The sequence below is a fragment of the Nonomuraea sp. NPDC049725 genome (genome assembly GCF_040674795.1).
GTDB lineage: Bacteria > Actinomycetota > Actinomycetes > Streptosporangiales > Streptosporangiaceae > Nonomuraea > Nonomuraea ceibae.
In genome coordinates, this window is record NZ_JBFANJ010000010.1 from 347,416 (window position 1) to 372,213 (window position 24,798).

Annotated in this window: 29 protein-coding genes; 10 read left to right on the plus strand and 19 right to left on the minus strand. The window is 72.0% G+C overall.

The window, feature by feature from the left end:
* Positions 1–14: 14 nt before the first annotated feature.
* From AB0J53_RS26975 to AB0J53_RS26985, 3 genes are read right to left on the minus strand one after another with little or no spacing between them, the layout of a single operon-like run.
* Positions 15–923 carry an amino acid ABC transporter permease gene (locus tag AB0J53_RS26975; protein ID WP_364177144.1) on the minus strand — a complete coding sequence of 303 codons (909 nt, stop codon included), beginning with the start codon at positions 921–923 and terminating at the stop codon, positions 15–17.
* Position 924: 1 nt separating this feature from the next.
* A complete protein-coding gene (locus tag AB0J53_RS26980; protein ID WP_364177147.1) occupies positions 925–1,878 on the minus strand; it encodes an ABC transporter substrate-binding protein in 954 nt (317 codons plus the stop codon).
* A gap of 16 nt (positions 1,879–1,894) precedes the next feature.
* Positions 1,895–3,463 carry an amidohydrolase gene (locus AB0J53_RS26985; RefSeq protein ID WP_219500246.1) on the minus strand — a complete coding sequence of 523 codons (1,569 nt, stop codon included), beginning with the start codon at positions 3,461–3,463 and terminating at the stop codon, positions 1,895–1,897.
* 112 nt (positions 3,464–3,575) lie between these two features.
* Between AB0J53_RS26985 and AB0J53_RS26990 the strand changes: the two genes are divergently transcribed.
* A complete protein-coding gene (locus tag AB0J53_RS26990) occupies positions 3,576–4,451 on the plus strand; it encodes a LysR family transcriptional regulator (protein ID WP_364177149.1) in 876 nt (291 codons plus the stop codon).
* A 39-nt stretch (positions 4,452–4,490) separates the two neighbouring features.
* Complete coding sequence (locus tag AB0J53_RS26995) at positions 4,491–5,666, plus strand: amidase (RefSeq protein WP_364177152.1); 1,176 nt, start codon at positions 4,491–4,493, stop codon at positions 5,664–5,666.
* A gap of 12 nt (positions 5,667–5,678) precedes the next feature.
* Here the strand turns inward: AB0J53_RS26995 and AB0J53_RS27000 are convergent, their stop codons facing one another.
* Positions 5,679–6,710 carry an AsnC family transcriptional regulator gene (locus AB0J53_RS27000; protein WP_364177154.1) on the minus strand — a complete coding sequence of 344 codons (1,032 nt, stop codon included), beginning with the start codon at positions 6,708–6,710 and terminating at the stop codon, positions 5,679–5,681.
* A 106-nt stretch (positions 6,711–6,816) separates the two neighbouring features.
* Here AB0J53_RS27000 and AB0J53_RS27005 point away from each other — a divergent pair, with 106 nt between their 5' ends.
* From AB0J53_RS27005 to AB0J53_RS27015, 3 genes are read left to right on the plus strand one after another with little or no spacing between them, the layout of a single operon-like run.
* Positions 6,817–7,560, plus strand: coding sequence for an amino acid racemase (locus AB0J53_RS27005; RefSeq protein WP_364177157.1), 744 nt, complete (start codon positions 6,817–6,819; stop codon positions 7,558–7,560).
* A gap of 35 nt (positions 7,561–7,595) precedes the next feature.
* Entirely contained in the window at positions 7,596–8,801 is a 1,206-nt protein-coding gene (locus AB0J53_RS27010) for an MFS transporter (protein WP_364177160.1), read from the plus strand.
* Positions 8,802–8,834: 33 nt separating this feature from the next.
* Positions 8,835–9,203 carry a MerR family transcriptional regulator gene (locus tag AB0J53_RS27015; protein ID WP_357586166.1) on the plus strand — a complete coding sequence of 123 codons (369 nt, stop codon included), beginning with the start codon at positions 8,835–8,837 and terminating at the stop codon, positions 9,201–9,203.
* Here AB0J53_RS27015 and AB0J53_RS27020 read toward each other — a convergent pair.
* The 6 genes from AB0J53_RS27020 to AB0J53_RS27045 all read right to left on the minus strand — a co-directional run bounded on the left by AB0J53_RS27020 (position 9,193) and on the right by AB0J53_RS27045 (position 13,140).
* The gene (locus AB0J53_RS27020; RefSeq protein WP_364177163.1) at positions 9,193–9,615 is read right to left on the minus strand and encodes a VOC family protein; all 423 of its coding nucleotides are present in this window, start codon (positions 9,613–9,615) and stop codon (positions 9,193–9,195) included. The genes AB0J53_RS27015 and AB0J53_RS27020 overlap by 11 nt on opposite strands.
* A gap of 3 nt (positions 9,616–9,618) precedes the next feature.
* Positions 9,619–10,032 (minus strand): AraC family transcriptional regulator, encoded by a 414-nt coding sequence (locus AB0J53_RS27025; RefSeq protein WP_364177166.1) that lies wholly within the window; start codon positions 10,030–10,032, stop codon positions 9,619–9,621.
* Positions 10,033–10,052: 20 nt separating this feature from the next.
* Entirely contained in the window at positions 10,053–10,598 is a 546-nt protein-coding gene (locus AB0J53_RS27030; protein ID WP_364177169.1) for a dihydrofolate reductase family protein, read from the minus strand.
* Positions 10,599–10,707: 109 nt separating this feature from the next.
* Complete coding sequence (locus tag AB0J53_RS27035) at positions 10,708–11,067, minus strand: DUF1801 domain-containing protein (RefSeq protein ID WP_364177171.1); 360 nt, start codon at positions 11,065–11,067, stop codon at positions 10,708–10,710.
* A 62-nt stretch (positions 11,068–11,129) separates the two neighbouring features.
* Positions 11,130–12,332: a glycerophosphodiester phosphodiesterase gene (locus AB0J53_RS27040; RefSeq protein ID WP_308125602.1), complete on the minus strand. Its 1,203-nt coding sequence runs from the start codon at positions 12,330–12,332 to the stop codon at positions 11,130–11,132.
* A 148-nt stretch (positions 12,333–12,480) separates the two neighbouring features.
* A complete protein-coding gene (locus AB0J53_RS27045; RefSeq protein WP_364177174.1) occupies positions 12,481–13,140 on the minus strand; it encodes an SDR family NAD(P)-dependent oxidoreductase in 660 nt (219 codons plus the stop codon).
* Between the two features lie 85 nt (positions 13,141–13,225).
* Here AB0J53_RS27045 and AB0J53_RS27050 point away from each other — a divergent pair, with 85 nt between their 5' ends.
* Complete coding sequence (locus AB0J53_RS27050; RefSeq protein WP_364177177.1) at positions 13,226–13,594, plus strand: MerR family transcriptional regulator; 369 nt, start codon at positions 13,226–13,228, stop codon at positions 13,592–13,594.
* On the opposite strand, the gene AB0J53_RS27055 is transcribed toward AB0J53_RS27050, so the two are convergent.
* Positions 13,566–14,150, minus strand: coding sequence for a hypothetical protein (locus AB0J53_RS27055; RefSeq protein ID WP_364177180.1), 585 nt, complete (start codon positions 14,148–14,150; stop codon positions 13,566–13,568). The genes AB0J53_RS27050 and AB0J53_RS27055 overlap by 29 nt on opposite strands.
* Before the next feature lie 197 nt (positions 14,151–14,347).
* Between AB0J53_RS27055 and AB0J53_RS27060 the strand changes: the two genes are divergently transcribed.
* Complete coding sequence (locus AB0J53_RS27060) at positions 14,348–15,088, plus strand: hypothetical protein (RefSeq protein WP_364177183.1); 741 nt, start codon at positions 14,348–14,350, stop codon at positions 15,086–15,088.
* 65 nt (positions 15,089–15,153) lie between these two features.
* Positions 15,154–15,609, plus strand: coding sequence for a hypothetical protein (locus AB0J53_RS27065; protein WP_364177186.1), 456 nt, complete (start codon positions 15,154–15,156; stop codon positions 15,607–15,609).
* On the opposite strand, the gene AB0J53_RS27070 is transcribed toward AB0J53_RS27065, so the two are convergent.
* On the minus strand, positions 15,591–16,418 hold the full coding sequence (locus AB0J53_RS27070) for a hypothetical protein (RefSeq protein ID WP_364177189.1): 828 nt from the start codon (positions 16,416–16,418) through the stop codon (positions 15,591–15,593). The genes AB0J53_RS27065 and AB0J53_RS27070 overlap by 19 nt on opposite strands.
* Positions 16,419–16,497: 79 nt before the next feature.
* Here AB0J53_RS27070 and AB0J53_RS27075 point away from each other — a divergent pair, with 79 nt between their 5' ends.
* On the plus strand, positions 16,498–17,058 hold the full coding sequence (locus tag AB0J53_RS27075; RefSeq protein WP_364177191.1) for a TetR family transcriptional regulator: 561 nt from the start codon (positions 16,498–16,500) through the stop codon (positions 17,056–17,058).
* A 3-nt stretch (positions 17,059–17,061) separates the two neighbouring features.
* Here AB0J53_RS27075 and AB0J53_RS27080 read toward each other — a convergent pair whose 3' ends face one another.
* From AB0J53_RS27080 to AB0J53_RS27100, 5 genes are all read right to left on the minus strand, one after another.
* On the minus strand, positions 17,062–17,766 hold the full coding sequence (locus tag AB0J53_RS27080; RefSeq protein ID WP_364177194.1) for a hypothetical protein: 705 nt from the start codon (positions 17,764–17,766) through the stop codon (positions 17,062–17,064).
* Complete coding sequence (locus AB0J53_RS27085) at positions 17,759–18,346, minus strand: RNA polymerase sigma factor (RefSeq protein ID WP_364177197.1); 588 nt, start codon at positions 18,344–18,346, stop codon at positions 17,759–17,761. The genes AB0J53_RS27080 and AB0J53_RS27085 overlap by 8 nt, the downstream gene beginning before the upstream one ends.
* Before the next feature lie 163 nt (positions 18,347–18,509).
* The gene (locus AB0J53_RS27090; RefSeq protein WP_364177200.1) at positions 18,510–18,998 is read right to left on the minus strand and encodes a MerR family transcriptional regulator; all 489 of its coding nucleotides are present in this window, start codon (positions 18,996–18,998) and stop codon (positions 18,510–18,512) included.
* A gap of 10 nt (positions 18,999–19,008) precedes the next feature.
* Positions 19,009–19,869: an SDR family NAD(P)-dependent oxidoreductase gene (locus AB0J53_RS27095; protein WP_364177203.1), complete on the minus strand. Its 861-nt coding sequence runs from the start codon at positions 19,867–19,869 to the stop codon at positions 19,009–19,011.
* A 53-nt stretch (positions 19,870–19,922) separates the two neighbouring features.
* Positions 19,923–22,034: a hypothetical protein gene (locus AB0J53_RS27100; protein WP_364177206.1), complete on the minus strand. Its 2,112-nt coding sequence runs from the start codon at positions 22,032–22,034 to the stop codon at positions 19,923–19,925.
* Between the two features lie 218 nt (positions 22,035–22,252).
* On the opposite strand from AB0J53_RS27100, the gene AB0J53_RS27105 reads away from it, so the two are divergent.
* Positions 22,253–23,119, plus strand: coding sequence for an LLM class flavin-dependent oxidoreductase (locus AB0J53_RS27105; protein WP_364177209.1), 867 nt, complete (start codon positions 22,253–22,255; stop codon positions 23,117–23,119).
* Between the two features lie 48 nt (positions 23,120–23,167).
* Here the strand turns inward: AB0J53_RS27105 and AB0J53_RS27110 are convergent, their stop codons facing one another.
* Positions 23,168–23,794, minus strand: coding sequence for a response regulator transcription factor (locus tag AB0J53_RS27110; RefSeq protein WP_364177212.1), 627 nt, complete (start codon positions 23,792–23,794; stop codon positions 23,168–23,170).
* A gap of 16 nt (positions 23,795–23,810) precedes the next feature.
* Complete coding sequence (locus tag AB0J53_RS27115) at positions 23,811–24,797, minus strand: histidine kinase (RefSeq protein ID WP_364177215.1); 987 nt, start codon at positions 24,795–24,797, stop codon at positions 23,811–23,813.
* Position 24,798: the final 1 nt, after the last annotated feature.

Genomic DNA, 24,798 nt, shown 5'->3' on the forward strand with positions numbered 1-24,798 from the left:
GCGCACGACGGGGCTCACGCGGGCACCTTGGGCAGGACCTTGGCGGCGACGCCGCCGCGCCGGACGAGCCGGACGGCGTCGGAGCCGAAGCGGCGTTCCAGCCGGCCTTGCAGGAAGGTGGCGACGGTGGTCAGGAGCAGGTACCAGAGGCTGGCCACGATGAGCAGCTCCATGATCATGTTGTTGGTCTTGTAGATCTGGCTCGCGTTGGTCATCAGGTCGTGCCCGGCGACGACGTACACGAGTGAGGTGGTCTTCAGCATGGAGATGAACTCGTTGCCCGTCGGCGGGATGATGATGCGCAGCGCCTGGGGCAGCACGATCACCCGCATGCGCTTGGCCGGGGTCATGCCGAGCGCGTAGGCGGCCTCGCTCTGGCCGGTGTCGACGGCCTGGATGCCGGCGCGCACGGTTTCGGCGAAGTAGGCGGCCAGGTTGAGCCCGAGTCCCAGCATGGCGGCGGTGAACCCGGTCATCACCTGGTTGGTGTCCCACATGAGGCCGATCGAGGTGAACGGGATCTTGATGATGAGGGCCGGGAACAGGAAGGCCAGGTTGTACCAGAAGATGAGCTGGACCAGCACGGGCGTGCCGCGGAAGAACCAGATGTAGAGCGTCGCCAGCCGGCTCAGCACCGGGTTGTGCGCCAGCCGCATGATCGCGATGACCACGCCGAGCACCAGGCCGAGGATGGTGGCCAGGATGGACAGTTCGACGGTGACCCAGACGCCGGCCAGGATCCGCTCGTTGAACAGGTACGTGGCCACCGCGCTCCAGTCGAGGCGCGGGTTGACGACGAGGAGGAAGAGCAGCCAGCCGAAGATCGCCAGGGCGGCCACGGCGGACAGGACGCGGCCCCAGTGGCGGGTGCGGGCGACGGGGATCATGGCCCCCGACGGGCCGGCGATCGGTTCGGTGCGCACGCTACTTCCCGCCGTTGACCACGGCCGACTCGACGGCGAGCTTGTCGAGGTTCCAGGCGGCGAGGATCTTGCCGTACTCGCCGCTCTTGATCAGGGAGTCGAGCGCGCCCTTGACCGATTCGATGAGGGCGGTGTTGTCGGGCTTCATCCCGATTCCCCACGGGCTTTCGGTGCCTTCGAGCGCGATGGCCTCGACCTCGACCTTGGGGTCGGCGGCCTTGTAGGCGGCCACGACATAGTCGGTGATGGTGGCCTGGGCGCGGCCGTTGATGACCTGGAGCATGGCCTCGGTGTCGCCGGGGAACTTGAGGATGTTCAGCGCCTGCTTGCCGCCGGACTTGCAGTCGGCGTCGTACTTCTCGGCGAGCTCCAGGGACGAGCCGTTGTCGACGACGGAGACGGTCTTGCCGCACAGGTCGGCGGGGGTGTTGACGCCGGCCGGGTTGCCCTTCTTGACGAGCAGGCCGGAGCCGGCCTTCACGTAGTCGACGAAGGTGATCTTCGCCTGGCGTTCGGCGTTGTCGGTCATGGAGGAGATCACGAAGTCGTAGCGGCCGGTGAGCACGCCGGGGATCTGGGAGTTGAACTCCTCGTCCGTGAGCGTGTACTTGACGCCGAGCTTCCTGGCGATGGCCCTGGCCAGCGCGGGGTCGAAGCCGATGGCCGTCTTGCCGTCGCTCGCCCACAGCTCCATGGGCGGGTAGCCGATGGAGGAGACGACCTTCAGCCCCTCGGCCTTGACGTCCGCGGGGACCTTGGCCGCGAGCTCCTTGTCCGGGGTGATGGCGTTGATGACGCCGGCCGCCTTCTCCTCGGCGGGGGCCTGGTCGAGGACCACCTCCGCCGCGGGCTCCGCGTCGCCACCGGCGGCGGCGTCGAGGGACTGGGCGCCGCAGGCGGCGGTGGCGGCCAGCAGGGCGCCGCTGACGAGGAGGGTGGGGATACGGGTGTTCACGGGGGGTGGCTCTCCTTCAGGCTCGCTGCCAGCGGACTTCGCCGCCGACAACGGTGGTCATGACCTTGGTGCGCAGCACCGCGTCTGGCGACTCCTGGTAGGGGTCGGTGTCCACCGCGATGAAGTCGGCGAGCATGCCGGGGACGAGCAGGCCCTTGCGGTCCTGCTCGCCTGCCGCGTAGGCCGCGCCGAGGGTGTGCGCGGTGATCGCTTCGGCCATGCTCAGCCGCTGTTCCGGCTGCCATCCGCCGACGGGGGTGCCGTCCTGGCGGGTACGGGTCACCGCGGCGTACAGCGCGGCGAACGGATCGGGGTGCTCGACGGGGGCGTCGGAGCCGAAGGCCAGCGCGACGCCGGCGTTCAGCATGCCGCGCCAGGCGTAGGAGGCCAGGTCGTGGCCGGCGAGCAGCGAGTCGACGAGGTCGATGTCGCTGGTGCAGTGGACGGGCTGCATGGAGGCGACGACGCCGAGCCTGGCCATCCTGGTCAGGTCGGCCGGGCGCAGGTGCTGGGCGTGCTCGATGCGGTGACGCAGCCCGGGGGTGCGGCCGATGGCCTCGTAGGCGTCCAGCACGAGGTGGTTGGCCTGGTCGCCGATGGCGTGCGTGGCGATCGCGACGCCGGCGTCCGCCGCGGTCCTGAACAGCTTGACGAGGTCGTCGTACGGGGTGACCGCGATGCCGACGTTGTCCGAGTCGCCGGCGAACGCCTCGCTCATGTGGCAGGTGTGCGAGCCGAGCGCGCCGTCGCTGAAGATCTTGACCGGGCCGGTGCGGATCCAGTCGTCGCCCTGGCCGGTGCGGCGTCCTTCGGCGATGGCCGCTTCCAGGTGGACGGTCGGGATCGCCTTGTGCACGCGGATCTTGAGCTGGCCGGCGTCGCGCAGCCGCAGGTAGGCGTCGCGGCAGTCCTCGCCGTCGATGTCGTGCACGCTGGTGAGGCCGAGGGAGAGCAGCTCGTCCTGGGCGCGGCGCAGCTTGTCGCTCAGGTCGTCGGAGACCATGAGGGCGCGCAGCGGGTAGGAGGCGGACTCGCGCAGGATGCCGGTGGGCTCGCCGTTGGCGTCCCTGACGATCTCGCCGCCGACGGGGTCGGGGGTGGTGGCGTCGATGCCGGCCAGGCGCAGGGCGGCGGAGTTGGCCCACACGGTGTGGCCGTCGATGTTCGGCAGCGCGATCGGCAGGTCGCCGCTGACGGAGTCGAGCGCGTACCGGTCGGGCTGGGCGGGGGGGTTCCAGGTGTTGCTGTTCCACCGGCCGCCGAACAGCCAGGCGCCGGGGCGCAGCCTGGCGACGTGCGCGCCGATCAGGGTGAGGGCGTCGGCCAGGGAGCGGACGTCGCGCAGGTCGATGGCGTCGAGGCTGTGGGCGTACTGGGCGGTGTGGATGTGGGCGTCGTAGAGGCCGGGCAGGACGGCGGCGCCGTCCAGGTCGACGAGTTCGGCGCCGTGGCCCGCGGCCTCGCGGACCTCGGCCTCGGTGCCGACGGCCACGAGGTGCTCGCCGTCCACGGCCATGGCCTGGGCCGGCGGGCGGCCGTCCGCCCCGGTGTGGATGGCGGCGTTGCGGTACACACGGATGCTCAAAGTGACTCTCAAGGGTGCTGGAGTGACGGTGAGCATCACTGTAGGAGTAGCTAAAAGAACGCGGAAGCGCTATAAACACGGCATTTAGCAACCCTGAGAGCAAGGAACGCTAATGCTGAAGCCGGAACACCTTCGCACTCTGCGTGAGGTCATCCAGTTGGGCTCCTTCGCCGCGGCGGCGAATCGGCTCGGCTACACCTCCTCGGCCGTCTCCCAGCAGATGGCCGCGCTGGAGAAGAAGATCGGCGTGCGGCTGTTCGAGCGCTCGGCGCACAGCGTGCTGCCGACCGACGCGGCGGAGGTGCTGGCCAGGCACGCCGAGACGGTCCTCGTCGACATCGAGCGCATGATCGCCTCCGTCCAGGCCGTGCACCGGGGCAGCGAGCGGCAGATCCGGCTCGGCGTGTTCCCGAGCTTCGCCGACCGGCTGGCCGAGGTGCTGGGGCAGCTGGAGCAGGCGGACCTGGCCGGGGTGCGGATCTCGGTCGCCGAGCCGTCGCAGCTCATCCCGCACCTGGGCGCGGGCGGCGAGATGGACGCGGCGATCGTCTACCAGGTGGGCAACTCGGGGCTGTCGTGGCCGTCGGCGCTGAGCAGGCGGTGGATCGCCGAGGACCGCTACCGGCTGGTGCTGCCCGCGAGCTGGCCCGACCTGTCGCCGTACCGGGCCGAGCAGCTCGTCGACCTGCCGTGGATCGTGCACCACCCGGGCAGCAGCGACGCCTCGTTCTTCGACGGCGTGTTCTCCCGCTGGGACCTGCACCCCCGGGTGGCCTGCCACTCCGACGACTTCAAGATCACGATGTCGCTGATCGAGGCCGGGGTGGGCGCGGCGTTCGTCGCCGACCTGGCGCTGGCCCGGCACGGCCCCGGCGTGGTCGTCGCCGACGTGCCCTGGCTGAACACCAGCCGCAGCATCTTCGCCCTGGTCAGGCCGGACCGCGAGACCGCCAGGCTGCGGGCGCTCCTGGACGCCCTGGAGGTCTGAGCGCTATCAATTCCGCACAGCACCTTCGACAGGAGACCCATGGAACGCGCGGCGGCGATCGCCACTTCGGCCGAGGCCATCAGACGGCACGGTGACCACAACATCCTCATCGAGGCAGGCCCGGCCCCCGTGATCGACAGGCTCGCCACGCTTCCCGCCCGGCCGCCCGGCGGGCCGCTCGACGGCTGGACGTTCGTGGCCAAGGACATGATCGACGTGGCCGGCCTCCCCACCACCAGGGGCTCGATCCTGTACGGCGCCGAGGAGGCGCTGACGACCGCGCCGTGCGTCGAGGTGCTGGAGTCGGCCGGTGCGCTGCTGGTGGGCAAGGCCAACCAGCACGAGTTCGCCTGGGGCGTGACCAGCGAGAACCCGCACTGGGGCGACGTGCGCAACCCGCGCCACCCGCACCTGTCCCCCGGCGGCTCCAGCGGCGGCACCGCGGCGGCGCTGGCGGCCGGCATCGCCAGGTTCGGCCTGGGCACCGACACCGGCGGCTCGGTGCGGATGCCGGCGGCCTGCTGCGGCGTGGTCGGGCTGCGGCCCCGCGCGGGCGCGGTGCCGGGCGCGGGCGTCGCGCCGCTGGCGCCGATGTTCGACGTGGTCGGCCCGATGGCCACCTCGGTCGCCGACCTCGCCCGGGTGTGGGAGGCGCTGTCCGGCACCCCCGTCGCCCCGCTCTCCTCCCTGGCCGGATGGACGGTCGGCGTCGCCGAGGGCTGCGCGCAGGCCGCCGCCTTCGCCGGGCTCGGCGCCGGACTCCGCGAGGTCGCGCTGCCGTACGACATCCTCGCCCCCTACTGGACGATCGTCGGCGCGCAGGCCCGGCGCACGCACGAGGCCACCTACCCGAGGAACGCCGATCACTACAGCGACGGCGTGCGCCGCAAGCTCGACGACGCCGGCCGGATCGGCCGGGACCGTTACGCGGCTGCCGTCGAGGCGCTGGGCGCCGCGCGGGCCGGGTTCGCCGACCGCACGGCCGGGCTGGACCTGCTGATCATGCCCACGCTCGGCGGCCCCGCGCCCCGGGCGGGCTGCGACGAGGCCGCCGTCCGGGGCGAGGCCGGCCGGATCACCGCGGTGGTGTCCGCGCTCGGGCTGCCCGCGCTGGCGATCGGCGACCTGCAGCTGGTCGCCCGGTCCGAGGAGGCGGTGCTGCGTGCCGGGCTGGCCTGGGAGTCGCTGGGCGGGGCGATCCCGCCGCCCCGCTGACCGCCCCACCGGTCACGGGTGCGGCGCCAGGCTCCACGGATCGACGGGCACGACCCCGGTGCAGCGTCCCGCCGGGTCGAGCAGCCTGCCGTACAGCTTGGTCTGGCGCAGCACGACCTGCCGGTCGGCGACGGTCACGTACGGGAACTTCCGCTCCAGGCGCATCACCAGCGGGTGCAGGTCGGTGACGGCGTGCAGGCCGACGGTGAGCAGCATGTTGCTGGTCCCGGCCAGGGCGGCGCAGGTGCGGGTCTCCGGCCAGCCGAGCAGCGCCGTGCCGGTCTCCTCCAGGAGCCGGTCGGGCAGGCGCAGCCACAGCACGGCGGAGGAGTGCCAGCCGGCGTGCGAGCGGGCCAGGTCGCAGCGGAAGTCGATGTCCTCGGTGGCGACGAGCCTGGAGAGCCTGCGCTGCACGGTCCGCTCGGAGGTGCCGACGGTCGCGGCCAGCTCGGCGTAGCCGGCCCGGCCGTCGGCCAGCAGTGCGTGGAAGAGCCGCCGGTCGATCCCGTCCATCCGCCGGGTGGACTCGGGCGGCCCGCTGCGCCTGGCCAGCCCGGCCGCCGCGCCCTGCGGCAGCACCCGCAGCCGCCAGCGGCACGACGCCTCGAACACGCGCGTCGCCAGGTGGGTGCGCACCTTGGCGACGCCGGGCACCCGGGGCAGGTCGGTGAGCAGGTAGTCGGCCAGCGCCGGCATCGAGGCCGCCGCGGCGATCACGAACAGGTCGTGCCCGGCGGCGACGTGCTGCACGGTGATCAGGTGCCTGGCCTCGGCCAGCGTCGCCGCGACCTCGACGGCCGCGCCCGCCGCGCAGTCGATCTCCAGGAACGCCATGCTCATCTCGTGCATCTGCCGTTTGCCGAGCGCGACGGTGGTCCACGCCTCACCCGAACTGGTCAGCCGCTGCCAGCGCCGCGCCGCCGTGGCCGGGTCCGAGCCGGTGGCCTGGCCGATGTCCACCCAGCTCGCGCGCGGGTTGATCTGGAGGGCGTCGATGAGCTCCAGCTCGGCCTCGGACAGCAGTCTGCCGGATTCCTGCACCATGCCTCCCCGGATGACCGATTGCAGCATTTTTCGCGAAAAGTCACCTTATCCGGCGATCCTGTTGCCCGCGGCTGTCCCACCGGCCGCGAAGGAGAGGACGCATCCCGTGACCCGGTCGCACCACCGGCCGGCCCGTCCGCCGCGCCTGGTCGGCGTCCTGGGCGGCATGGGCCCCGCCGCCACCGCCGACTTCTACGGCAAGCTCGTCGAGGAGACCCCCGCCCGAGGCGACCAGAGCCACGTGCCGGTCGTCATCTGGGGCGACCCGCGCGTCCCCGACCGCTCGCTGAGCCTGCTCGGCCTCGGCGAGGACCCGACCCCGCAGCTCCGGCAGGGCATCCAGGCGCTCAGCCGCGCCGGGTGCGAGGTGCTGGCCGTGCCGTGCAACACCGCGCACGCCTTCGTCCCCCGCCTCGCCGACGAGGCCGGGCTCGAGCTCGTCAGCATCGTCGAGGTCACCGCCGACGCCCTCGCCGCCGACGGCGTCACCGCCGCCGGGCTGCTCGCCACCGCCGGCACCCTGCACTCCGGCCTGTACGCGGACGCGCTGCGCGGCCGGGGCGTCGCACCTCTCGAACCGTCAGGCGACGAGCAGGAGCGCGTGTCGGCGGCGATCGCCGCGGTCAAGGCCGGCGCCGTCACCCCGGCGCACCGGCACGCCCTGGCCGAGGTCGCCCGCGCACTCGCCGATCGCGGCGCCGAACGGGTGGTCGCGGCCTGCACCGAGATCGTCCTCGCCCTGGACAGCCGCCGGGTGCCCGTCCCCGTCCTGGACCCGGCCCGCCTCCTGGCCCGCCGCGTCGCCGCCGTCTCCCTGGGTCTCCCGGACCGGTTCCCCCAACGGGCTTGACCTTGACGCCGGGGTCAACGTTCTAGCGTCCCGGCATGACCGCCTCCACCCCAGCAGCCCGCCTCCGATCCACCACGGGACGCGGCCGATCCCCCGCCTGGCTGCTCTGCCTCGCGCTGCTGACGTTCGTCATCGGCACCGACGACTTCGTCATCGCCGGCGTGCTCGGCGAGATCGCCGCCGACCTCCGGGTGACCGAATCGGCGGCCGGCCAGCTCGTCACGGCGTTCTCCCTGGCCTACGCCGCCGCCGCGCCCCTGGCCGCCGTGGCGACCGCGCGGCTGCCCCGCCGGGCCGTCATGATCTGCGGGATGCTGGCCTTCGCCGCGCTGAACGCCCTGGCCGCGCTCGCTCCCACGTACACCGCCCTGATGGTCTGCCGGGTCCTGGCCGCGGTCACCGCCTCGATGATCACCCCGGCCGCGTTCGCGACCGCCGCCGTCCTGGCCCCGCCTGGGCGGGCGGGCCGGTTCATGGGGACGGTGGCGACCGGGCTGACCCTGTCGCTGCTCGCGGGCGTCCCGCTCGGCACCTGGCTGGGCGGCCTGGCCGGCTGGCGCTCGACCATGCTGTTCGTCGCGGCCCTGGCGCTGGTGACGGCCGCCGGCCTGGGACTGTTCATGCCCGCCCTGGACAAGGCGCCGCCCCTCACGCTCGGGCGGCGGCTGGCCCCGCTGGCGAGCCGCCCCGTGCTCGTCTCGCTCGCCGCCATGGTGCCCGGCGCGGCCGGCGGCCTGATGACGTTCGTCTACATCGACCCCATCGCGCAAGCTCTGTCCGGGGTGACCACGTACGGGCTCGCGCTGCTCATCGCGGTGATCGGCGTCGCGGGGATGGCCGGGGCGTGGCTCGGCGGCCGGGGCGCCGACCGGCTGGGCCCCGAGCGCACGATCTTCCTGGCTCTCGCGGTGCAGAGCGCGGGCACGCTGACGCTGACCGCGCTGGCGTGGCTGTGGCCCGGCCGGACGCCGGCGCTGCTGCTCGCCCTGGTGCTGGCCTGCTGGCAGATCGGCGGCTGGGCGTTCAACGCCCCCAGCCAGGCGCGGCTGCTGCGCATCGCCGGCCCCTCCGGCACGGAGGCCCTGGCGCTGAACACCAGCGCCATGTACGCCGGCATCGCCGTCGCGGGCTCGGCCGGCGGGCTGGCGCTGGCCGCCGGAGGCGCGGCGGGGGTGCTGCTGGCCGCTTCCGGGTTCACGCTGCTCGGCCTGGCCATGTTCGCGCTGGCCTGCCGCCGCTAGCCTGCAGACAGGCCGACGACCGTGGGAGGGACCGTGCGCATCGGAGAGCTGGCCCGCCGGACCGGGACGACCACCCGCGCCCTGCGCTACTACGAGCAGCAGGGCCTGCTCACCGCCGTCCGGGGCGGCAACGGCTACCGCGAGTACGACCCGTCCGCCGAGACCCTCGTGCGCAACATCCGCACGCTGCTGGCCGCCGGGCTCACCTCGGACGACATCCGGCAGATCAGCGGCTGCCTGACCGTGGACCTGGCGGGCGAGCCCCCGTGCGACGCGGCAGTCAAGCTGTACGAGCAGCGCCTGCGGGCCGTCGAGGAACGCATGGACACCCTCGCCGACCTGCGCTCCCGTCTCCAAGCCGAGCTCCGGGCGCTGCGCTCCGGCCCCGGCCTCAGCGCCTGACGAACGTCTGCACGAGCCGGAAGCGGTGACCGAACGGGTCGCGGAACATGGCGTCGATCCCGTACGGCCGCTCCTCCGGCTCCTCGACGAACTCGACCCCGGCGCCGCTGAGCTGCTCGTACGCGCCCCGGCAGTCGTCGGTCTCCAGGTGGAACCCGCCCGCCGTCCCCTTGGCCACCAGCTCCAGCACCTGGTCACCGGTGCCGTCGTCGACGACCGGGGGCCGGGGGACGTTCAGGATGAACGACACCTCCGGCTGCCCGGGCGGCCCCACGGTGAGCCAGCGGTATCCGTTCATCTCGGGCATCGAGACGTCCTCACGGACCTCCATGCCGAGCTTGCCGACATAGAAGTCCAGCGCCTCGTCCTGATCGGGCACCCACAGGTTGGCGTGCGTGAGCCGCAGCCGCATCGCTCAGGCACTCCCCTCGGCGCGCACCGGCCGGCCCCACGCCCGCAGCACACAGGCCGGGACGCGCGCCCGGTGCGCGGCGGGGGCGAACCTCGCCCGGTAGGCCGTCGGCGACAGGCCGAACGTCCGCCCGAAACTCGTGGTGAACGCGCCGACGCTGAGCAGGCCCACCTGCCCGCAGATGTCGCTGACCGTCCGGCCGGTGGTGAGCAGCAGCGCCGCGGCGCGCTCCATCCGGCGGGTCAGCAGATACTGGTGCGGCGTCTCCCCGAAGGTCCGCCGGAACTCACGGCTGAAATGCGCCTTCGACATGTACGCGGCCCGCGCCACCTCGGCCACGTCCAGCGGCTCGGCGTAGCGGCTGTCCATCAGGTCCTTGGCGCGTAGCAGGCGCCTTTGCTCCGGAACCTTCCCCATGCGGCCAGTATCGCGAACCGCTATGCGGCCGTGTAGGTGAGCGCCACGACCCCCGTGGCGAACGTCCGGCAGTCGAGGAGCTTGAGCGGCAGCTCGCCGAACCCCTGGCCGAACAGCCGCCGCCCGCTGCCGACGACGACGGGGTTGACCAGGAGGCCCAGCTCGTCGACCAGCCCGGCCCGCAGCAGCGACCTGACGAGGGTCGGGCTGCCGGTGGTGAGGATGTCCGGCCCGTCGCCCCGCCTGAGCGCGGCCACCTCGGCCACGGCGTCCCCCTTGATGAGCGTGGAGTTCTCCCACTCGGCCGCCTCCAGGGTGGTGGAGGCGACGAGCTTGGGCGTCTTGTTCATGGCGTCGGCCATCGGGTTGCCGGACTGGGTCTGGTGCGGCCAGAACGCCGCGAACTGCTCGTAGGTGTGGCGGCCCAGCAGCATGGCGCCGACCCCGGCGCGCCGCCTGGCGAGCTCGGCGCCGATCTCGCCGTCGAAATAGGGGCCCTGCCATTTCTCCGGCGACTCCACGACGCCGTCCAGGGAAATGAAAAGACCGCAGATCATCTTGCGCATGGTTTCTCCAGGGAAAGGCCTCGTACCGGCTCGGGAACGAGGCTTCCACCGGGCTCAGCAGCACGTCAACGGCGCTGCCTTCTCGAAACCTGCTGTTCTGCGCGGCGCGCTACTTGGCGTCCATCAGCGCGATCCAGTCGTTCACCAGCTTCTCCAGCGTCGCCTTGGCGGCCGTGACCTCGTCCATGCTGCGCAGCTTGGCGTAGGCCTTGCCCTTGGGGCCCGGCTCCAGCAGGCCGGTGTCGTCCGTCAGCAGGGCGCCCTGGTGGAAGATGACCGCGACGCAGTCCTTGAGCCTGGGGTTGAACGTGGCCAGCTCCTCCTTGTAGCTGAAGCTGGGGCCGCCCCATTTCACGTCTTCCACGATTTCCGGATGCGCGCTGATGATGGCCCTGACGGCGGCCATCTCTGCCTTCAGCGGGTGGTCGAGCTTGTCGAGGAAGTCGTCAACCTTCGCGGAGTTGGACATTTCGCAAAGCTAACACCGGCTGCGGTCCCGTCAGCTTCTTCCATCGTGCTCGACCGGCGTTCCTACTCCTGGCCCTCCTCGGGCAGGCCGTTGTCGAACTGCTTCGGCTGCACGTGCTTGTGCGGCCCGCCCCGCTCGGCCTTGGCCAGCGCGGCGGTGTCCGGGTAGTCGGTGACGAAGGCGTCCACGCCCAGGTCCAGGTGGGCGCGGTACTCGGCGAGCGCGTCACCGTGGTCCGTCGGGACCTGGCCCCGGCGCAGCGGCCCCGGCAGGTACTGGTTCTCGCTGCGGAAGGTGTAGACGCCGATCTTCAGCCCCGCCCGGTGCGCGTCGGACACCAGCGTCGTCGGCTTGCCCCAGCTTCCGTCCGGGTTGACGGGGATGGCGGAGGACTTGTCCGGCCCGATCCACTGCGCGTACTCGGCGATCTTCGCCAGCCCCTCGGGCTTCATCATGTCGGCGTACGTCGTCGGGTCCCCGGCCGCCTTCAGGTCGTACGGCTGGCCGCTGGTGCCGAGCGCCTGCCACAGCGGCACCCGCAGGTCCTTGGCCACCCGCTTCAGGCTCGACGGCTCGAACGACTGCACCACCACGGGGCTGTTCGGCCGGTTGAGCCCGTTGCGCTTGACCGTCTCGATCAGCGGCTCCTCCAGCGGCAGCCCGATGGACCTGAAGTACGTCGGGTGCTTGGTCTCGGGGAACACGCCGACCCGCTTGCCGTACTGGCGCGACATCCGCTCGGCCAGGTCGATCACCTCCTGGAAGGTGAGCACCTGGTAGTAGCCGTTGTAGACGGTGTTGCGCTGGCGGATCGACGGCAGCCGCTCGACCGCGCGCAGCGTCTTCAGCTCGGCCAGGGTGAAGTCCTCCGTGAACCAGCCGGTCACGTTCCGTCCGTCGATGACCTTGGTGGTCCTGCGGGCGGCGAACTCGGGGCGCAGGGACACGTCGGTGGTGCCGGAGATCTCGTTCTCGTGCCTGGCCACCAGCACGTGGTCCTTGGTCGGCACCAGGTCGGGCTCGATCCAGTCGGCGCCCAGGGCGACGGCGAGCTCGTAGCTGCCCTGCGTGTGCTCGGGGCGGTGGCCCGCCGCGCCGCGGTGGCCGATGACGACGACCTGGGACCGGTCCGGCTTCCCCGCCGCCACGGCCGCGGTCGGGGCGGGGGCCGGGGTCGCGGCGGCGGCTCCTCCGGCACCGGCCACGGCCGCGGCTCCGGCGAGGGGGGTGAGGACGGCGAGGGTGGTGGCTGCGATCTTGCGCACGTGAAGCTCCCTGCGGCAGCTGCACCGGAGACTCTCACCGGTGATCACCGCGCGGATTATGGTACGGACCGAAATCCCCCAATGGGACAACAATGGCGAAATTTCCGGTGACCGGCATGGCAACGAGCCTGTGCCTCCGCCGAGCCGGTCACCGAGAGTCACCGGCGTGCAGGGCTTCCCGCTCCCACTCGGGGCGTGGCTGCGTGTGCAGCCGCCAATAGTGCTCGGCGATGTCGTCCGGGTCGAAGTCGGTGCCCGGAGCGACCGGACCCGCCACGGTCACGCTCGCCACGTGCACCCCGGCGGACCCGTACTCCTGGTCGAGCAGCGTGACCAGCGTCCGCACGCCCGCCTTGCCCAGCGAGAGGCTCACGTACTGCGGCTTGGGCTCGGGCATGCCGCCGGTGACGAGGAACGTCCCGTGGCCGCGCGCCGCCATCGCGGGCGCGAGCCGGGCGGCGGCGTTGAGCGCGCCGACCACGTTCACCGCCCACGCCTCCATGTGCCCGCGCACCGACAGCTCGCCCGGCCGGTCGGCCCGGATGATCGCGGCGTTGTACACGACGACGTCCGGCACGCCATGCGCCCTGACCGCCTCGTCGAGCGCGGCGCGCAGCGCGGCCTCGTCGGTGCTGTCCGCCTCCAGCCGCAGGACCGGAACCCCCTCGGCGGCGACCGCCTCCCCCACCGCGCGCAACGTCCGCCCGCTCCGCGCGACCAGCGTGATCGACAGCCCCTCCCTGGCGAACCGGCGAGCCACCGCCTGCCCGATCCCCGGCCCCGCCCCGATGATCACCGCACTCGACACCGACATCTCCCCCTTTTTCGTGACCAGTGATAATTGGGGACGGTAAGGCGTCACATCGATGTGAAGGTCAAGCGGAAGGAGCCGGATGCGCATCGGCGACCTCGCCCACCGGACCGGGGTGCACCGGCGGCTGCTGCGCTACTACGAGGAGCAGGGCCTCCTCAGCCCGGCCCGGCTGGTCAACGGCTACCGCGAGTACAGCGAGGCGGACATCGCCACCGTGCGCCACATCCGCGCCATGCTCGCCGCCGGGCTCCCCACCGCGGTCATCGGCCGCGTCCTGCACTGCGTCCACGACACGGACACCGGCCTGCCCGTGCCGGCCGACTGCCCGGCCTTCATCGAGGCCCTGCACCACCAACGCACCCGCATCGCCGACGCGATCGCCGCACTCCAGACATCCCAGGACCTCCTGGACGCCCTCCTCAACACGGCCCAGCGCCGTCGGGCGTGACCGCGAGCAGGCCGGTCCCCCGCACCTTCGTGTCGCCGCCCAGCGTGAACGGCGTGACGCCGAAGGCGGCGACCTCGGGAGCCAGCTCGAAGGCCGCCACCGTCCACTCCTCGACCTGCTCGGCGCTCGCCGCCCGCAGATCACCGTCGGCCGGCAGCCCGAGCTCCAGCAGCTTCACCCGTTCGCAGGGCAGCGGAGTGCCGAGGGCGAGCGAGGCGTCGTCCGGCTCGCCCGTTGCCGCGTACCGGCGGATCACCTGGCCGTTCTCCGCCACCAGCCAGGCCGACCCGTCGTCCTGCGCGCCGAAGTAGTAAGCCTGCGCCGCTCCGTACCGGTCACTGAGCTCCTGGCACGACCGCAGCACCTCCGCATGCCGCTCACCGCAAGGATCGCACCAGGCCCCCATCACCAGGGTCCAGCCGTCCACCTCGGGAGAGACGAACACCCGCGAAAGGTGCTCACGGTCCCCCGGCTCGCCATGCCCATCGGCGTCGATCACCTCACGCGCCTCGGCGAACGTGACCGGCCGAGGCGACGACAACCCCAGGATCGCCATGACCCCGGCCTGATCACCGGTGGGAACCGCGATCCAGTAATTCCAGCACGTCGAGATCGGCTCAGCCCGATCACCCGCAGTCGCCCGCACCCGCCCACCATGCCAGAACGCCCGACCTCCGCCCATCCCACGTACGGGGGGTGACATTTTCCCTACCCACGCGCACCCAGGAGTGACCGAAGGGCCAGTCTGGAACCATGTCGAAGAATCCGGCAGAGCAGGAGCGGACGGCCGGTCCGCAGCCGTGGCGGGCCGTGCGGATCGCCGCGATCACGGTGCTGGGGGTCTCGGCGCTGACCTGGTTCGTCACCGACCCGTTCCACGTGCCGGAGGACGTGCTGGAGACGCTGGACCAACGGGCCAGCGTGATCGGCATGTTCACCGGCGCGGCCGGGCTCGTCATCGCGACCCTGGGATTGCGCGCCCAACTCCAGAACCGTCCCGCCGACACCGTCCCCTCCTCCACAGCCACCCCGGCCCCCCGGCGTCGTACGACCATGCTGCTCGCGACCGTCCCCGCCGTCGCGGCCCTGATCGTGCTGGCCGTCGTCTGGATCGCGCTGCCGGGCGGCCCGCCCCGCTACGAGGCCGAGACGGGCGTGCCCCACAAGGCCGTGCCCCTCAACGGTGTCGACGGCGCGTCGAACCGCGCCTCGATGGGCTATCTGAACGAGCCCGACAGCTGGGTGGACATCCGCGTACAGGCACCCCAGGCCGGCACCTACACCGCGCACGTGCGCTACCGCGCCGGCGACGGCCACGCGCGTCACTTCGTGACGGTAAATGGCCAGGACAGGCAAATACTGGAATATCCCGCGCTCGGCTGGGGAACCTGGGCGACCGCCTCGCTCCCGGTCAAGCTGAACCAGGGCTCGAACACGCTGCGCTTCCAGCATCACGCCAGGTTCGCCGAACTGGACTACATCGAAATCACCTGACCGGATTTCCGAACGCAGAGACGGTCTCCCCTATCGGCGGGCATCACGTCGTTAGAGTGCTTTCCGTGATCCTTTCCAGCCGGCCCGTCCGCTTTCCTGTCGCTTTACTCACGGCCCTGCTTATGCTGACCGCCTGCTCAGAGCGCGTAAGGGGCGCCTCCGTACCTGCGGAAAAGAGCCCATCGGCGCGGCCGTTGGTCGATCTGCGCAAGGAGGTGAAGCGGAAAGGGAAAGTCCTGCTGCACCACATTGCCAAAAGCGGCGAGACTGATTGGACAGGCGAACTGAAGGTGGGGAACTCGTACAAGCTGGCCGTGGACTGCACCGGCTCCTGGGGGGAGCTGGCAATAGCGCTCAGCGAGAGCTTCCGGACGACGCGGCGGTGCAGCGCTGGCTATACCACGTTCACGTTGGACAACTACCCCGCCAAGAAACCGAGACCGCGCACGTTGACCATCAAGGCACCGCCTGACGCCCGCTGGACGGTGATGGTGGCCGGCATTTACCAGGGGAAGAAATAGGGCAGCGCGGCTGTGATCCCGAGATACGCGACGCCGCACCTGAGACAGAGCGCGCCTTCCCCACCACCGCCCACCGGATCATCGCGGCCCGCGTACGCCCGGTGTACGCGATGAACGAATCGACGACCCTGCGTCTGGGGCGGGGTTCGTGCAGCCGGCGAGGCCAGCTCCTCGACCTGGAACGTGTTCGACTGGCGGAAGCCCTGCGCGCCGCTCAGGAAGACCAGCACGGGGTGCCGCCCGGGCGCGGCGGGCGCGCCGGCGACGGCGTTGGTGCGCACCTGCCGCAGGTGCCGGAACGTGATCCCGGGCGCGCCGAGCACCCGGGCGATCCCGTCCACGAGAGGGCCGTCCTGCACGTACGCGGCTCGCCGCGCGGCCGGATCGGCCTGGGCCGGGTACCAGATCTGCGCCATCAGCTCGCGCGGCGCGCCGGGGTCGGAGCCGAGGATTTCGCGGCGGGAGTGGTCGGTCCAGTGGTACGTGAGGGTGCCGACCTCGTGGGGGCCGGTGGGCTGCGGAAACCGGAACACGGGCAGCAGCACCGGCACCGCCACCACGACCACCATCACGGTCACCATCACGACCGCCATCACGACCGGCCCCAGCACGGCCCGCGCACGGCAGGCGCACACAGCCGTCAGTGCCGCCGCCAGCGCGTACGCCGGAGCCATCGGCCACCGCGCCCCCTCCACCAGCACCTGCGCCACGACCGCCACCGGAATCCCCAGCGCGAACAGCACCGACGCCCGCGACCGCCAGAACGCCAGCGCCTCCACCACCACCAACACGATCTCGAACGGCCTCATCGTCGCCCCTCACTGTGTGTCAGTGACTGCCCAATTGGCAGCCACTGCCACATCCAGGGTACGCCGGTACGCTGGCTTCGTGTCCTTGACCCTGCGCCAGCGCAACCGGCTCTCAGCGATCCACCGGATCATGGACACGGCGATGGACCTGTTCGACGAACGCGGCTACAACGCCGTGACGATCGACGAGATCGCCGCCGCGTCCGGGGTGTCACCGCGCACCTTCTACCGCTATTTCGGCACCAAGGAGGGCCTGTTCACCACGGACGCGTACGCGATGGCCGGCCTCGACCTCTACTCCACCCAGCTCGACCCCGAGGACCTGCCGGGCACGCTGGAGAGGCTGATCCGCCTGTTCGACGAGTCCCCCGGCCACTCCCCCTGGCGCGGGATGCGTTACGTGCTGGAGGAGCCGGCGGTGCGGGCGGCGGTGTACGGCTCGCTGGACCAGGCCGCCGAACGCCTGGCCACCCAGTTGCGCGACCGAGGCGCCCCGCCGGGGGACGCCCGGGTGGTGGCGCGGACGTTCTGGTTCGGGGTCTACTTCGGCTCGCTGGAGCAGTGGCACCTGGAAGGGCGTTCGCGCCCCCTGCTCGACTACGTGCTCGCCGGCATGACCGCCCTGACCGCCCTCAGCTGAGCATCACCCGCCGGGCGGCGGCGTGGCGTCACCGATGTCGCCGGCCGAAGGGTCCGCCACGACCTCGCACGGCTCGACGGGCCCGGTCGTCAGCCGCCCGCTGAACTGCCAGGCGACCCCGGGACGCTCCACCGTGGGCGTGACCGGATTCTCGCTGACCTCGATCATCGCGATCTGGCCCGACTGGATGTGGCGCGGGTAGATGGTGATGCCGTCCTTCGGGCGAATCGCCTGGTACGAGATCGACTTCTGCAGTCTCTGCCGAAGCCTGGCCTGCGTGGCGGCATCGTTGCTCGACAGCTCCTCCCTGGTCGCGCCGAAGTGGTCACCCTTGAGGAAGGGCGCCCGGTTGTTTCCGCAGCGCTTGCCGAGAGGCAGGTAGGTGATGTCGGCCCGCACCCCCCAATCGGCCAGCTCCTTCTCAAGGTGCTCGGGGTCCCGGAAGTCGTAGATCTTGAGGTTGATCGATCCGTCCTGGTTCTTCGTCAGGGCGTACGCGGGCTCGGCGGAACCGAGCAGGGAAGGCACGGCCACGCCCACCGCGACGGCCGCCGCCACGGCCGCGCCCATCGCGAGCCACCGCCCGGTGCGCCGACCGAACCGGGGCGGCGGCGCGGTCGCCTCCCGGACGAGCCGGAGCCGTTGCCGGGCCAGGGAGCGGGGCGGCTCGTGCTCCAGTTCCTTGATGAGCGTCTTCAGGTCATCCATGATCGTTCTCCTCCAATGGGTTGACTCCGCCCAGCGTGTGGCGGACCTTGCGCCGGGCCCGATTGAGCCGCGACTTGACCGTGCCGACCGGGATGCCGAGTGCGCGGGCCGCTTCCTCGTACGTCATGTCGCTCCAGGCGACCAGCAGCAGGACGTCGCGGTCGCCCCGCGACAGCAGCGCGAGCGCGTTCAGCAGGACCGTCCGCGACCCTTGGGCGGTCAGCTCGCGGGTGATCGCCTCTTCCGGCCCCTCGACGGGCCGGGCCGGGCTCTGCCGCTCCAGCGCCCGGTAGCGGCTGACCTCGGTCCGGCGGTGGCCGGTGATGAGCCTGGTCGCGATCCCCAGCAGCCACGGCCGGGCATCGCGGTAGGAGCTGTCGTACGCGTCGCGCCGGCGGAAGGCGATCAGGAACGTCTCCCCGACAAGGTCCTCGGCGAGTTCCGGGCCGAGCCGGAAGGAGATGTACCGGTAGAGCGTCGGGGCATGGCGGTCGAACAGGGCGGCGAACTTCTCCGGATCATCGAGCGAGCCTGCGATGATCTCGGAGTCCACCACCGCTGGTGACGTGTCGGTCACCATAGATGATCTATTTCCAGCATGGGACCCCCTTCGAGATGTCATCTGTGTCTTGTCACGAGAGCCGGAAGTGTTCACCGGTGCCGTCGCCGGGGTCCTGAAACGACGAATCCCGCCCGATCGCGATGATCGGACGGGATCCCGTCGGCTATGCCTGGTCAGGGGGTCATGCCGGGCCGGGGTCCTGGACGTCCGGCCCGGTCGCGCCCCCGTACGTGGCGATCTTGTACTCGACCGCCGTGAGGGAGAGGGTGAGCTCACGGATCCGGCGGCGGATGGTGTCGCGATGCTCGACCAGCACATCGAGCCGCTCCGGCACCGTGTGCGCCCCGGAGTCGACGAGCGAGATGTAGTGCTGCAGGTCGCGCATCGGCATGCCGGACAGCCGCATCCGCATGAGGAACACCAGCCGCCGAACCACGTCGGCGTCGTAGACGCGATGCCCGCTGCTGTCACGGGCCACCTCGACCAGCCCGGCCCGCTCGTAGTAGCGCAGCGTGTGGGGCGAGATGTCGAGAAGGTCCGCGACCTCGGCGATCGTCATCGTCTCGGGCAGATCGCCCAGGTCGGCCAGGCGGTGGATCGCCTCGACCGACAGCGGCCCGTCGTCCCCGAGCGCCGCCAGCGCCCTGGCCATCAGCTCGTCGGTAGCCATGACCACGAGCCTAGACGGGCCGTACCGATGCGGGGACACCCTCAAAGTCGGCGCTGCGGGCGACCTCGGCCCACCGCTCGACCTCGTCCAGGCCGCGCCGGTAGGCGCCCCAGATGCGCTCGACCGCCTCGCGCCCCAGCGGCAGCCGGAGTGGCACCTCGTCGCCGTGCGCGAGGGACACGATGATCTCGGCCGCCCGCACCGGGTCGCCTTCCTGGCGGCCGTCGGTCCCGGCCATGTCCGCCCGGACGTTGGCGAGCAGGTCCCGGTACGTCGCGGACGGCTCGGCGAACTCCAGCACGTCGCCCCCGTTGAAGCCGGTCCTGAACCGGCTCGGCTCGACGATCATCACGCGGACGCCGAACGGCGCGACCTCCCCGGCCAGGGCCTCCGACCAGCCTTCGAGCGCGAACTTCGACGCCGAGTACGCCGACACGCCGGGGAACGAGGTCCGCCCGCCCTGGCTGCTCATCTGCACGATCGTCCCGGTGCCCCGCTCGCGCATCGCGGGCAGCACCGCGCGGACGAGCGCGGCAGGGCCGAACAGGTGCAGATCCATCAGCTCCCGCAACTGCGCATCGCTGACCTCCTCGACTGCTCCGACCACGGCCCGGCCCGCGTTGTTGACCAGCACATCGATCTGACCGAAACGGTCGAGGCCGTCCCGTACGAGGCGCTCGGCCCCGGCGACGTCCCGGGCGTCGAACGCCGCGACCAGGCAGCTGTCCGGGTACTCGGCCTCCAGGTCGGCCACGCTCCCGGGCCTGCGTACCGCCGCCACCACGCGGTCGCCCGCCTTGAGCGCCGCCTCCGCCAGTGCGCGCCCGAATCCGCGGGACGCGCCGGTGATGATCCAAGTCCGTGTTGTCATGGCGTGGACGCTAGGCGTTGGAGCGCGCTCAAACGCAAACCGTCGCCGCCTGGTCAGATGAGGGGCGAGGTCACCCGCAGGGACCACTCGTCCTCGCGCGGGTTCGCGTCGATCCAGGCGATCACCGGCCGGCCGGTGCCGGTGAGGGACATGGCCAGTTGCTCCGGGACGTTCCCCGCCTTGGCGATCCTCGCGGCCAGGCAGGCGGTGCCCCGGCAGGAATGGACGACCAGGTGCGCGTCGGCGAACGTCGCCACCAGCGCCCGGTCGCCGGAGAGCACCAGGCCGGGCGGGTCCTCGTGACGATCCCCGGCGAGCGTGGCGCTCTCCGCCCTGGAACAGGCCCGGTCCTGGCAGTCGAGCAGCTTGATCGCGGCGGCTGCCGGGTCCCCGTAGGCGATGACCGGCCGCCCGTCCCGCCGTACGGCCAGGGACAGGCCGCGCATCCGGGCCCCGGCTGCGGTCAGCGGCGGTCCCGGCGTGGTCACCGTGGCCGACGCGCAGTCCGCTGTCTCGCAGGTCACCAGGGAGACCGCGCCGCTGTCACCGTCACGGACGGCGGCGACAGGCCGGCCGTCCGGGCCGAAGGCGACCTTCAACGCGTGCTTGTCGGTGGTCCCCGCGATGTCACGCCTCAGCCGTACCGGGGTATGCCGCACCGGATCGGCGCACGCGAGGTCGCGGCACGAGGTGAAGGTCAGCGTCTTGGCGTCGTCGGGCCTGTCGGCCTGAACCAGCACCACGCCGCCCGGGTGGGCCGCCACCGCCAGCCTCGACCACAGGAACTGCCCGTCGTCCTGGGACCACCAGGCGATCGGCTTCCCGGGAGCCGAGCAGCGGGCCTGGTCGCAGGCCGCCAGGCGGAGCCGGTAGTTGCGCTCCGCCTGGTCCCAGTCCCAGGAGGCGACCACCGTCCTGCCGTCGGGCAGAGCCGCGGTCGCGGCGAACCGGTCGGTACGGTTGTCACCCGCGTAGAAGATGTCCAGGTCGGCGCAGGTGAGGTCCGGGCAGGTCAGCATCCTGGGCGCGTCGTCGTCGAAGCCCTGCATGTACATCGCGAGCTTCGGCCCGGGAGAGACGTACAGCGCCGTGAGGTCCCGCGACCACACGACAGGCCCGCGGTCGCCATCGTCGTCGCCCGCCTCGTCCGCCTCGTCCGCCGGGGACAACGCGGCCACGTGGTCGGAGACCTCCACCCACCCCAGCGGGTTCACCGCGGCGACGGCGCCGGTCACCAGGCCGGGCAGCACGAGCAGCGCCAAAATCGGTGCCGTCCGGGTACGCGCTCCGTCCCGCTCCGGTAACCGGTCGACGATGGCGCGCAGTTCGGGACGGCTCACCTCGTGCCACTGCTTCGCGATGCGGTTCAGGAAGACCACGGCGAGCACGGCGGCCTGGAACGCGGACAGCAGGACGGCGGCGGCCGAGTTCACCGCGACGTTCACCGGATAGGGCAGGCGGTCGGCCACCCAGTCGAAGCCGCCGGCGGCCAGGCCGGGCAAGATGATCACGCCAATCGCCAGCAGGAGCGGCGAGGTGAACCGCATCGTCGCCACGAGCCGGTACGCCCGGCGCAGCGCCGCGAACGGCCCCAGCTCCTCCAGCAGCATGGCGGGCATCGCCAGCAGGCCGGGCATCAGGACCAGCCCGACGACCACGATCGCCGCGATGCCCGCCCACGGGTTCACGAACACGGTCAACGCCACCCCGGCAGCCGCCGTCAGTGCCAGGAAGGCGACCTGGACGAAGGCGAGCGCGGTGAGCCCTCGCCCCCGCCGTACCGCCACCCGGAGCGCGGACCGCCAGTGCACCGGCCAGCCCAGCACCCGGCCCGCGGCCATGAGCATGGTCGCGCCCCCGGCGACCGCGGCGGCGGGCACGCCGATCAGCACCAGCACGCCGAGCCAGGCGAACAGCGGCACATCCGCGTCCCCGACCAGCTCGATCCGCCCGTTGACCACCAGAAGCCGCCCGGCGGCCGCGATCGGCAACAGCGCCGCCGCCAGCAGGCCGACCGGGATCGACAGCACCGTCGTGGGCACCATCAGCGTGAACAGGTGGCGTAGGACGCGCGTGCCCACGATGCTCAATGCCGACGTTCCGACCAGGGCGGCCCGCATGCGTTCCGCCCAGACGTCCGCCACCGCACCGGAATTGTCTGCCATGCGGGAGATCCAACCAGGCCCGCTTTCAACTCACTGAACAATTCCGGCCGTTCCCGGAACAGGCGGACTGCCTCCCTTGAGGAATTCCGCCGCCCGGCGAACGATCTCCCCACGCGCCCCGCAATTTGACCTCAACCCGCCTTGAGTTCCTAGCGTGATCTGCGATTCCGGTCCGAACTCCCAGGAGGGTCACCATGCGGATCAGCACCAGCTTGCCCATGACACAGACCGGCGTGCCGGACATCGCGATGGCGAAGCGCCTTGAGGACCTCGGCTACGACTCGCTCGGCATGGCCGACTTCATCGTCGGAGACGGGACGCCGAGCTTCGACGCCATGCTCGTCCTGGCCGCCGCCGCAACGGTGACCGACACGATCGGGCTGGAGTTCGGCGTGCTCAGCCTCCCGCTGCGCCCCACCGCCTGGATCGCCGCGCAGATACAGACCCTTCAGCACTTGTCAGGCAACCGGGTCACCCTGGGCGTCGGGATCGGCGGCTTCCCCGGCTCGCCGTTCTGGCGTGCGGTCGGAGCGCCCGTTCAGGGCCGGGGGCGCCGGGCCGACGAAGCCCTGCGGGCGCTCCCCGGCCTGATCCGTGGTGAGGCGACCCGACTCGGCGAGGACCAGGTCACTCTCGGCCCGGCCGCCCCGGTCCCACCCATCCTCGTCGGCGGAAACTCCGAGGCGGCGATGCGCCGCGCCGTCCGCCTCGGTGACGGCTGGGTGCCCTCCTTGATCAGCCCCGCGGCTCTGCGCAAGAAGGCGGTACGGCTGCGCGAGATCGCCGACGAGCTGGGCCGCCCGGTTCCGTCGATCTCGGTAGGCGGCCATGCGATCCTCGTCGACGACCCGGCCGCCGTCGCCTCCTTCACCCGCATCCTGGTGGACGTGCACGGCATGACCCCGGAGGAAGCGGCAGCCGTACCCGTCACCGGCACCCCGGCGCAGGTGGCGGACCGTCTCCACGCCTACGCGGAGGCGGGCGCCGACACGGTCGGGCTCAGCCTCGACGGCGGGGACTGGACCCGGCAGGCGGAGGCGTTGGCGGAGGCCAGAGCACAACTGACCCATGTCCGGGACGCCTGAGGCAGGCGACCCGCGAACCTGGACCTGAGCCGCTCGACGGGTCCGGGGTCAGCGGACCTGGCCGCTGCTCCAGGCCCAGGCGGCGATGCCGACCCGGTTGGCGGCTCCCACCTTGCGCTGGATATGCGCAATGTGCGTTTTGACCGTGCCCGGGCTGATGCCCAGCTCGGCGGCGATGTCGGCGTTGGTGCGCCCTCGCGCCACCAGAAGGGCGATCTCCAGCTCACGCGCGGTGAGCGGGTCCTTCAGCGGCGGCGGGGCCGTCCGGATCAGGCCCCGGAGCAGCCGGAGGGTCACCTGCGGGCTGATCAGCGTGTCACCTGCCATCGCCGCGCGGACCGCTTCCACCAGCAGGGCGGGGCCCGACCGTTTGAGCAGGAAGCCGCACGCCCCTTCCCGCAGCGCGGTGTGGACGTACTCGTCCAGGTCGAAGGTGGTCACGACGATCACGCGGGTCTCGGCGGCGAGCTGCCGGGTGACCTCCAGCCCGTCCAGGCCCGGCATGCGGATGTCGGCCAGCACCACATCGGGACGCAGGTGACGGGCCAGCTCAAGCGCCCGCGCGCCGTCGGCGGCCTCGCCCACCACGGTCATGTCCGGCTGCGCGTCGAGGATCAGCCGGAACCCGATCCGCACGTCCTCCTGGTCGTCGGCGATGAGAATCCGCGTCGTCATCCGTAACCGCCGGCCGTCATGCGGGGATCCGCGCGGTGACCTGCCAGCCACGCCGGTCCGGGCCTGCCGCCAGCTTCCCACCACGCGCCTCCAGCAGGTGGGCCAGGCTCGCCAGCCCGAAACCGCCGGCTCTGGTGCTCTGCGACCTGCCCCCGCCGTCGTCCTCCACCCGTACGCGCAAGGTCTCCCCTTCCTTGCGAACCTCCACCCGCACGGTCGTGGTACGCGGTGCGTGCCGGCGTACGTTGGTCAGCGCCTCCGTCACCACCCGGTAGGCCAGCGACGACACCTCGTGGCGTACCGCCAGGCCCGGCTCGACGGCCAGCTCCACCCGCACGGCCGGCGAGAACGCGTCCGCCAGGCGCTCCAGCTCCTCGATCCCCGGCCCTCGCTCGCCCAGCGCGTGCACGGCCCGGTCCAGCGAGGCCAGCGCCCGCTGCCCGGCGTCCTCGATGCGCCGCAGCGCCTCGGCGACCGGCTCCGGCAGCGTGCCGGCCACCACCTGGGCGGCCTGCGCCTGCACCAGCATGCCGTTGAGGTCGTGGGCGACGAAGTCGTGCAGGTCGCGGGCGAGCCCGAGCCGCTGCGCCCGCTCGGCCTCCTCGACCGCACGCCGCCGCTTGTCGTCCAGCCCGCGCAGGTAGAGCCCGGCCCCCACGGCCGCCACAGCGCCGAGCGCCCACCCGGCACAGGCGCCGAACGCCAGTTGCGGCGGCCCCTGCCACACGGCCCGGAGAAGGATGAGCGCCACGGCCAGCCCGCTCAGCCCCGCGGACACGGCCGCCCGCCCTCCTGGGGAGCGCCGGACGGTGACAGCGGTCAGGACCAGGAGCACCGACACCTCGCCCACCTGCAACGGCGCGCTGCCGCTGACCGTCCCGGTCAGCGGATGCGCCAGGGTGACGGCCAGCGAGAGCGCCCCGGCGGCTCCCGCTCCCCAGGCCACCGGGAGCCGGCGTGCCGCGTCACCACGCCGGCCCGCCGCCTCGCCGTACGCCCTCATG

Coding starts and splice junctions, on each gene's coding strand:
- AB0J53_RS26990 (WP_364177149.1), top strand. CDS start 3,576: ATGCTGAAGCCGGAACACCTTCGCACTCTGCGTGAGGTCATCCAGTTG.
- AB0J53_RS26995 (WP_364177152.1), top strand. CDS start 4,491: ATGGAACGCGCGGCGGCGATCGCCACTTCGGCCGAGGCCATCAGACGG.
- AB0J53_RS27000 (WP_364177154.1), bottom strand. CDS start 6,710: ATGGTGCAGGAATCCGGCAGACTGCTGTCCGAGGCCGAGCTGGAGCTC.
- AB0J53_RS27010 (WP_364177160.1), top strand. CDS start 7,596: ATGACCGCCTCCACCCCAGCAGCCCGCCTCCGATCCACCACGGGACGC.
- AB0J53_RS27020 (WP_364177163.1), bottom strand. CDS start 9,615: ATGCGGCTGCGGCTCACGCACGCCAACCTGTGGGTGCCCGATCAGGAC.
- AB0J53_RS27025 (WP_364177166.1), bottom strand. CDS start 10,032: ATGGGGAAGGTTCCGGAGCAAAGGCGCCTGCTACGCGCCAAGGACCTG.
- AB0J53_RS27030 (WP_364177169.1), bottom strand. CDS start 10,598: ATGCGCAAGATGATCTGCGGTCTTTTCATTTCCCTGGACGGCGTCGTG.
- AB0J53_RS27035 (WP_364177171.1), bottom strand. CDS start 11,067: ATGTCCAACTCCGCGAAGGTTGACGACTTCCTCGACAAGCTCGACCAC.
- AB0J53_RS27050 (WP_364177177.1), top strand. CDS start 13,226: ATGCGCATCGGCGACCTCGCCCACCGGACCGGGGTGCACCGGCGGCTG.
- AB0J53_RS27055 (WP_364177180.1), bottom strand. CDS start 14,150: ATGGCGATCCTGGGGTTGTCGTCGCCTCGGCCGGTCACGTTCGCCGAG.
- AB0J53_RS27060 (WP_364177183.1), top strand. CDS start 14,348: ATGTCGAAGAATCCGGCAGAGCAGGAGCGGACGGCCGGTCCGCAGCCG.
- AB0J53_RS27070 (WP_364177189.1), bottom strand. CDS start 16,418: ATGAGGCCGTTCGAGATCGTGTTGGTGGTGGTGGAGGCGCTGGCGTTC.
- AB0J53_RS27080 (WP_364177194.1), bottom strand. CDS start 17,766: ATGGATGACCTGAAGACGCTCATCAAGGAACTGGAGCACGAGCCGCCC.
- AB0J53_RS27085 (WP_364177197.1), bottom strand. CDS start 18,346: ATGGTGACCGACACGTCACCAGCGGTGGTGGACTCCGAGATCATCGCA.
- AB0J53_RS27090 (WP_364177200.1), bottom strand. CDS start 18,998: ATGGCTACCGACGAGCTGATGGCCAGGGCGCTGGCGGCGCTCGGGGAC.
- AB0J53_RS27095 (WP_364177203.1), bottom strand. CDS start 19,869: ATGACAACACGGACTTGGATCATCACCGGCGCGTCCCGCGGATTCGGG.
- AB0J53_RS27100 (WP_364177206.1), bottom strand. CDS start 22,034: ATGGCAGACAATTCCGGTGCGGTGGCGGACGTCTGGGCGGAACGCATG.
- AB0J53_RS27105 (WP_364177209.1), top strand. CDS start 22,253: ATGACACAGACCGGCGTGCCGGACATCGCGATGGCGAAGCGCCTTGAG.
- AB0J53_RS27110 (WP_364177212.1), bottom strand. CDS start 23,794: ATGACGACGCGGATTCTCATCGCCGACGACCAGGAGGACGTGCGGATC.
- AB0J53_RS27115 (WP_364177215.1), bottom strand. CDS start 24,797: ATGAGGGCGTACGGCGAGGCGGCGGGCCGGCGTGGTGACGCGGCACGC.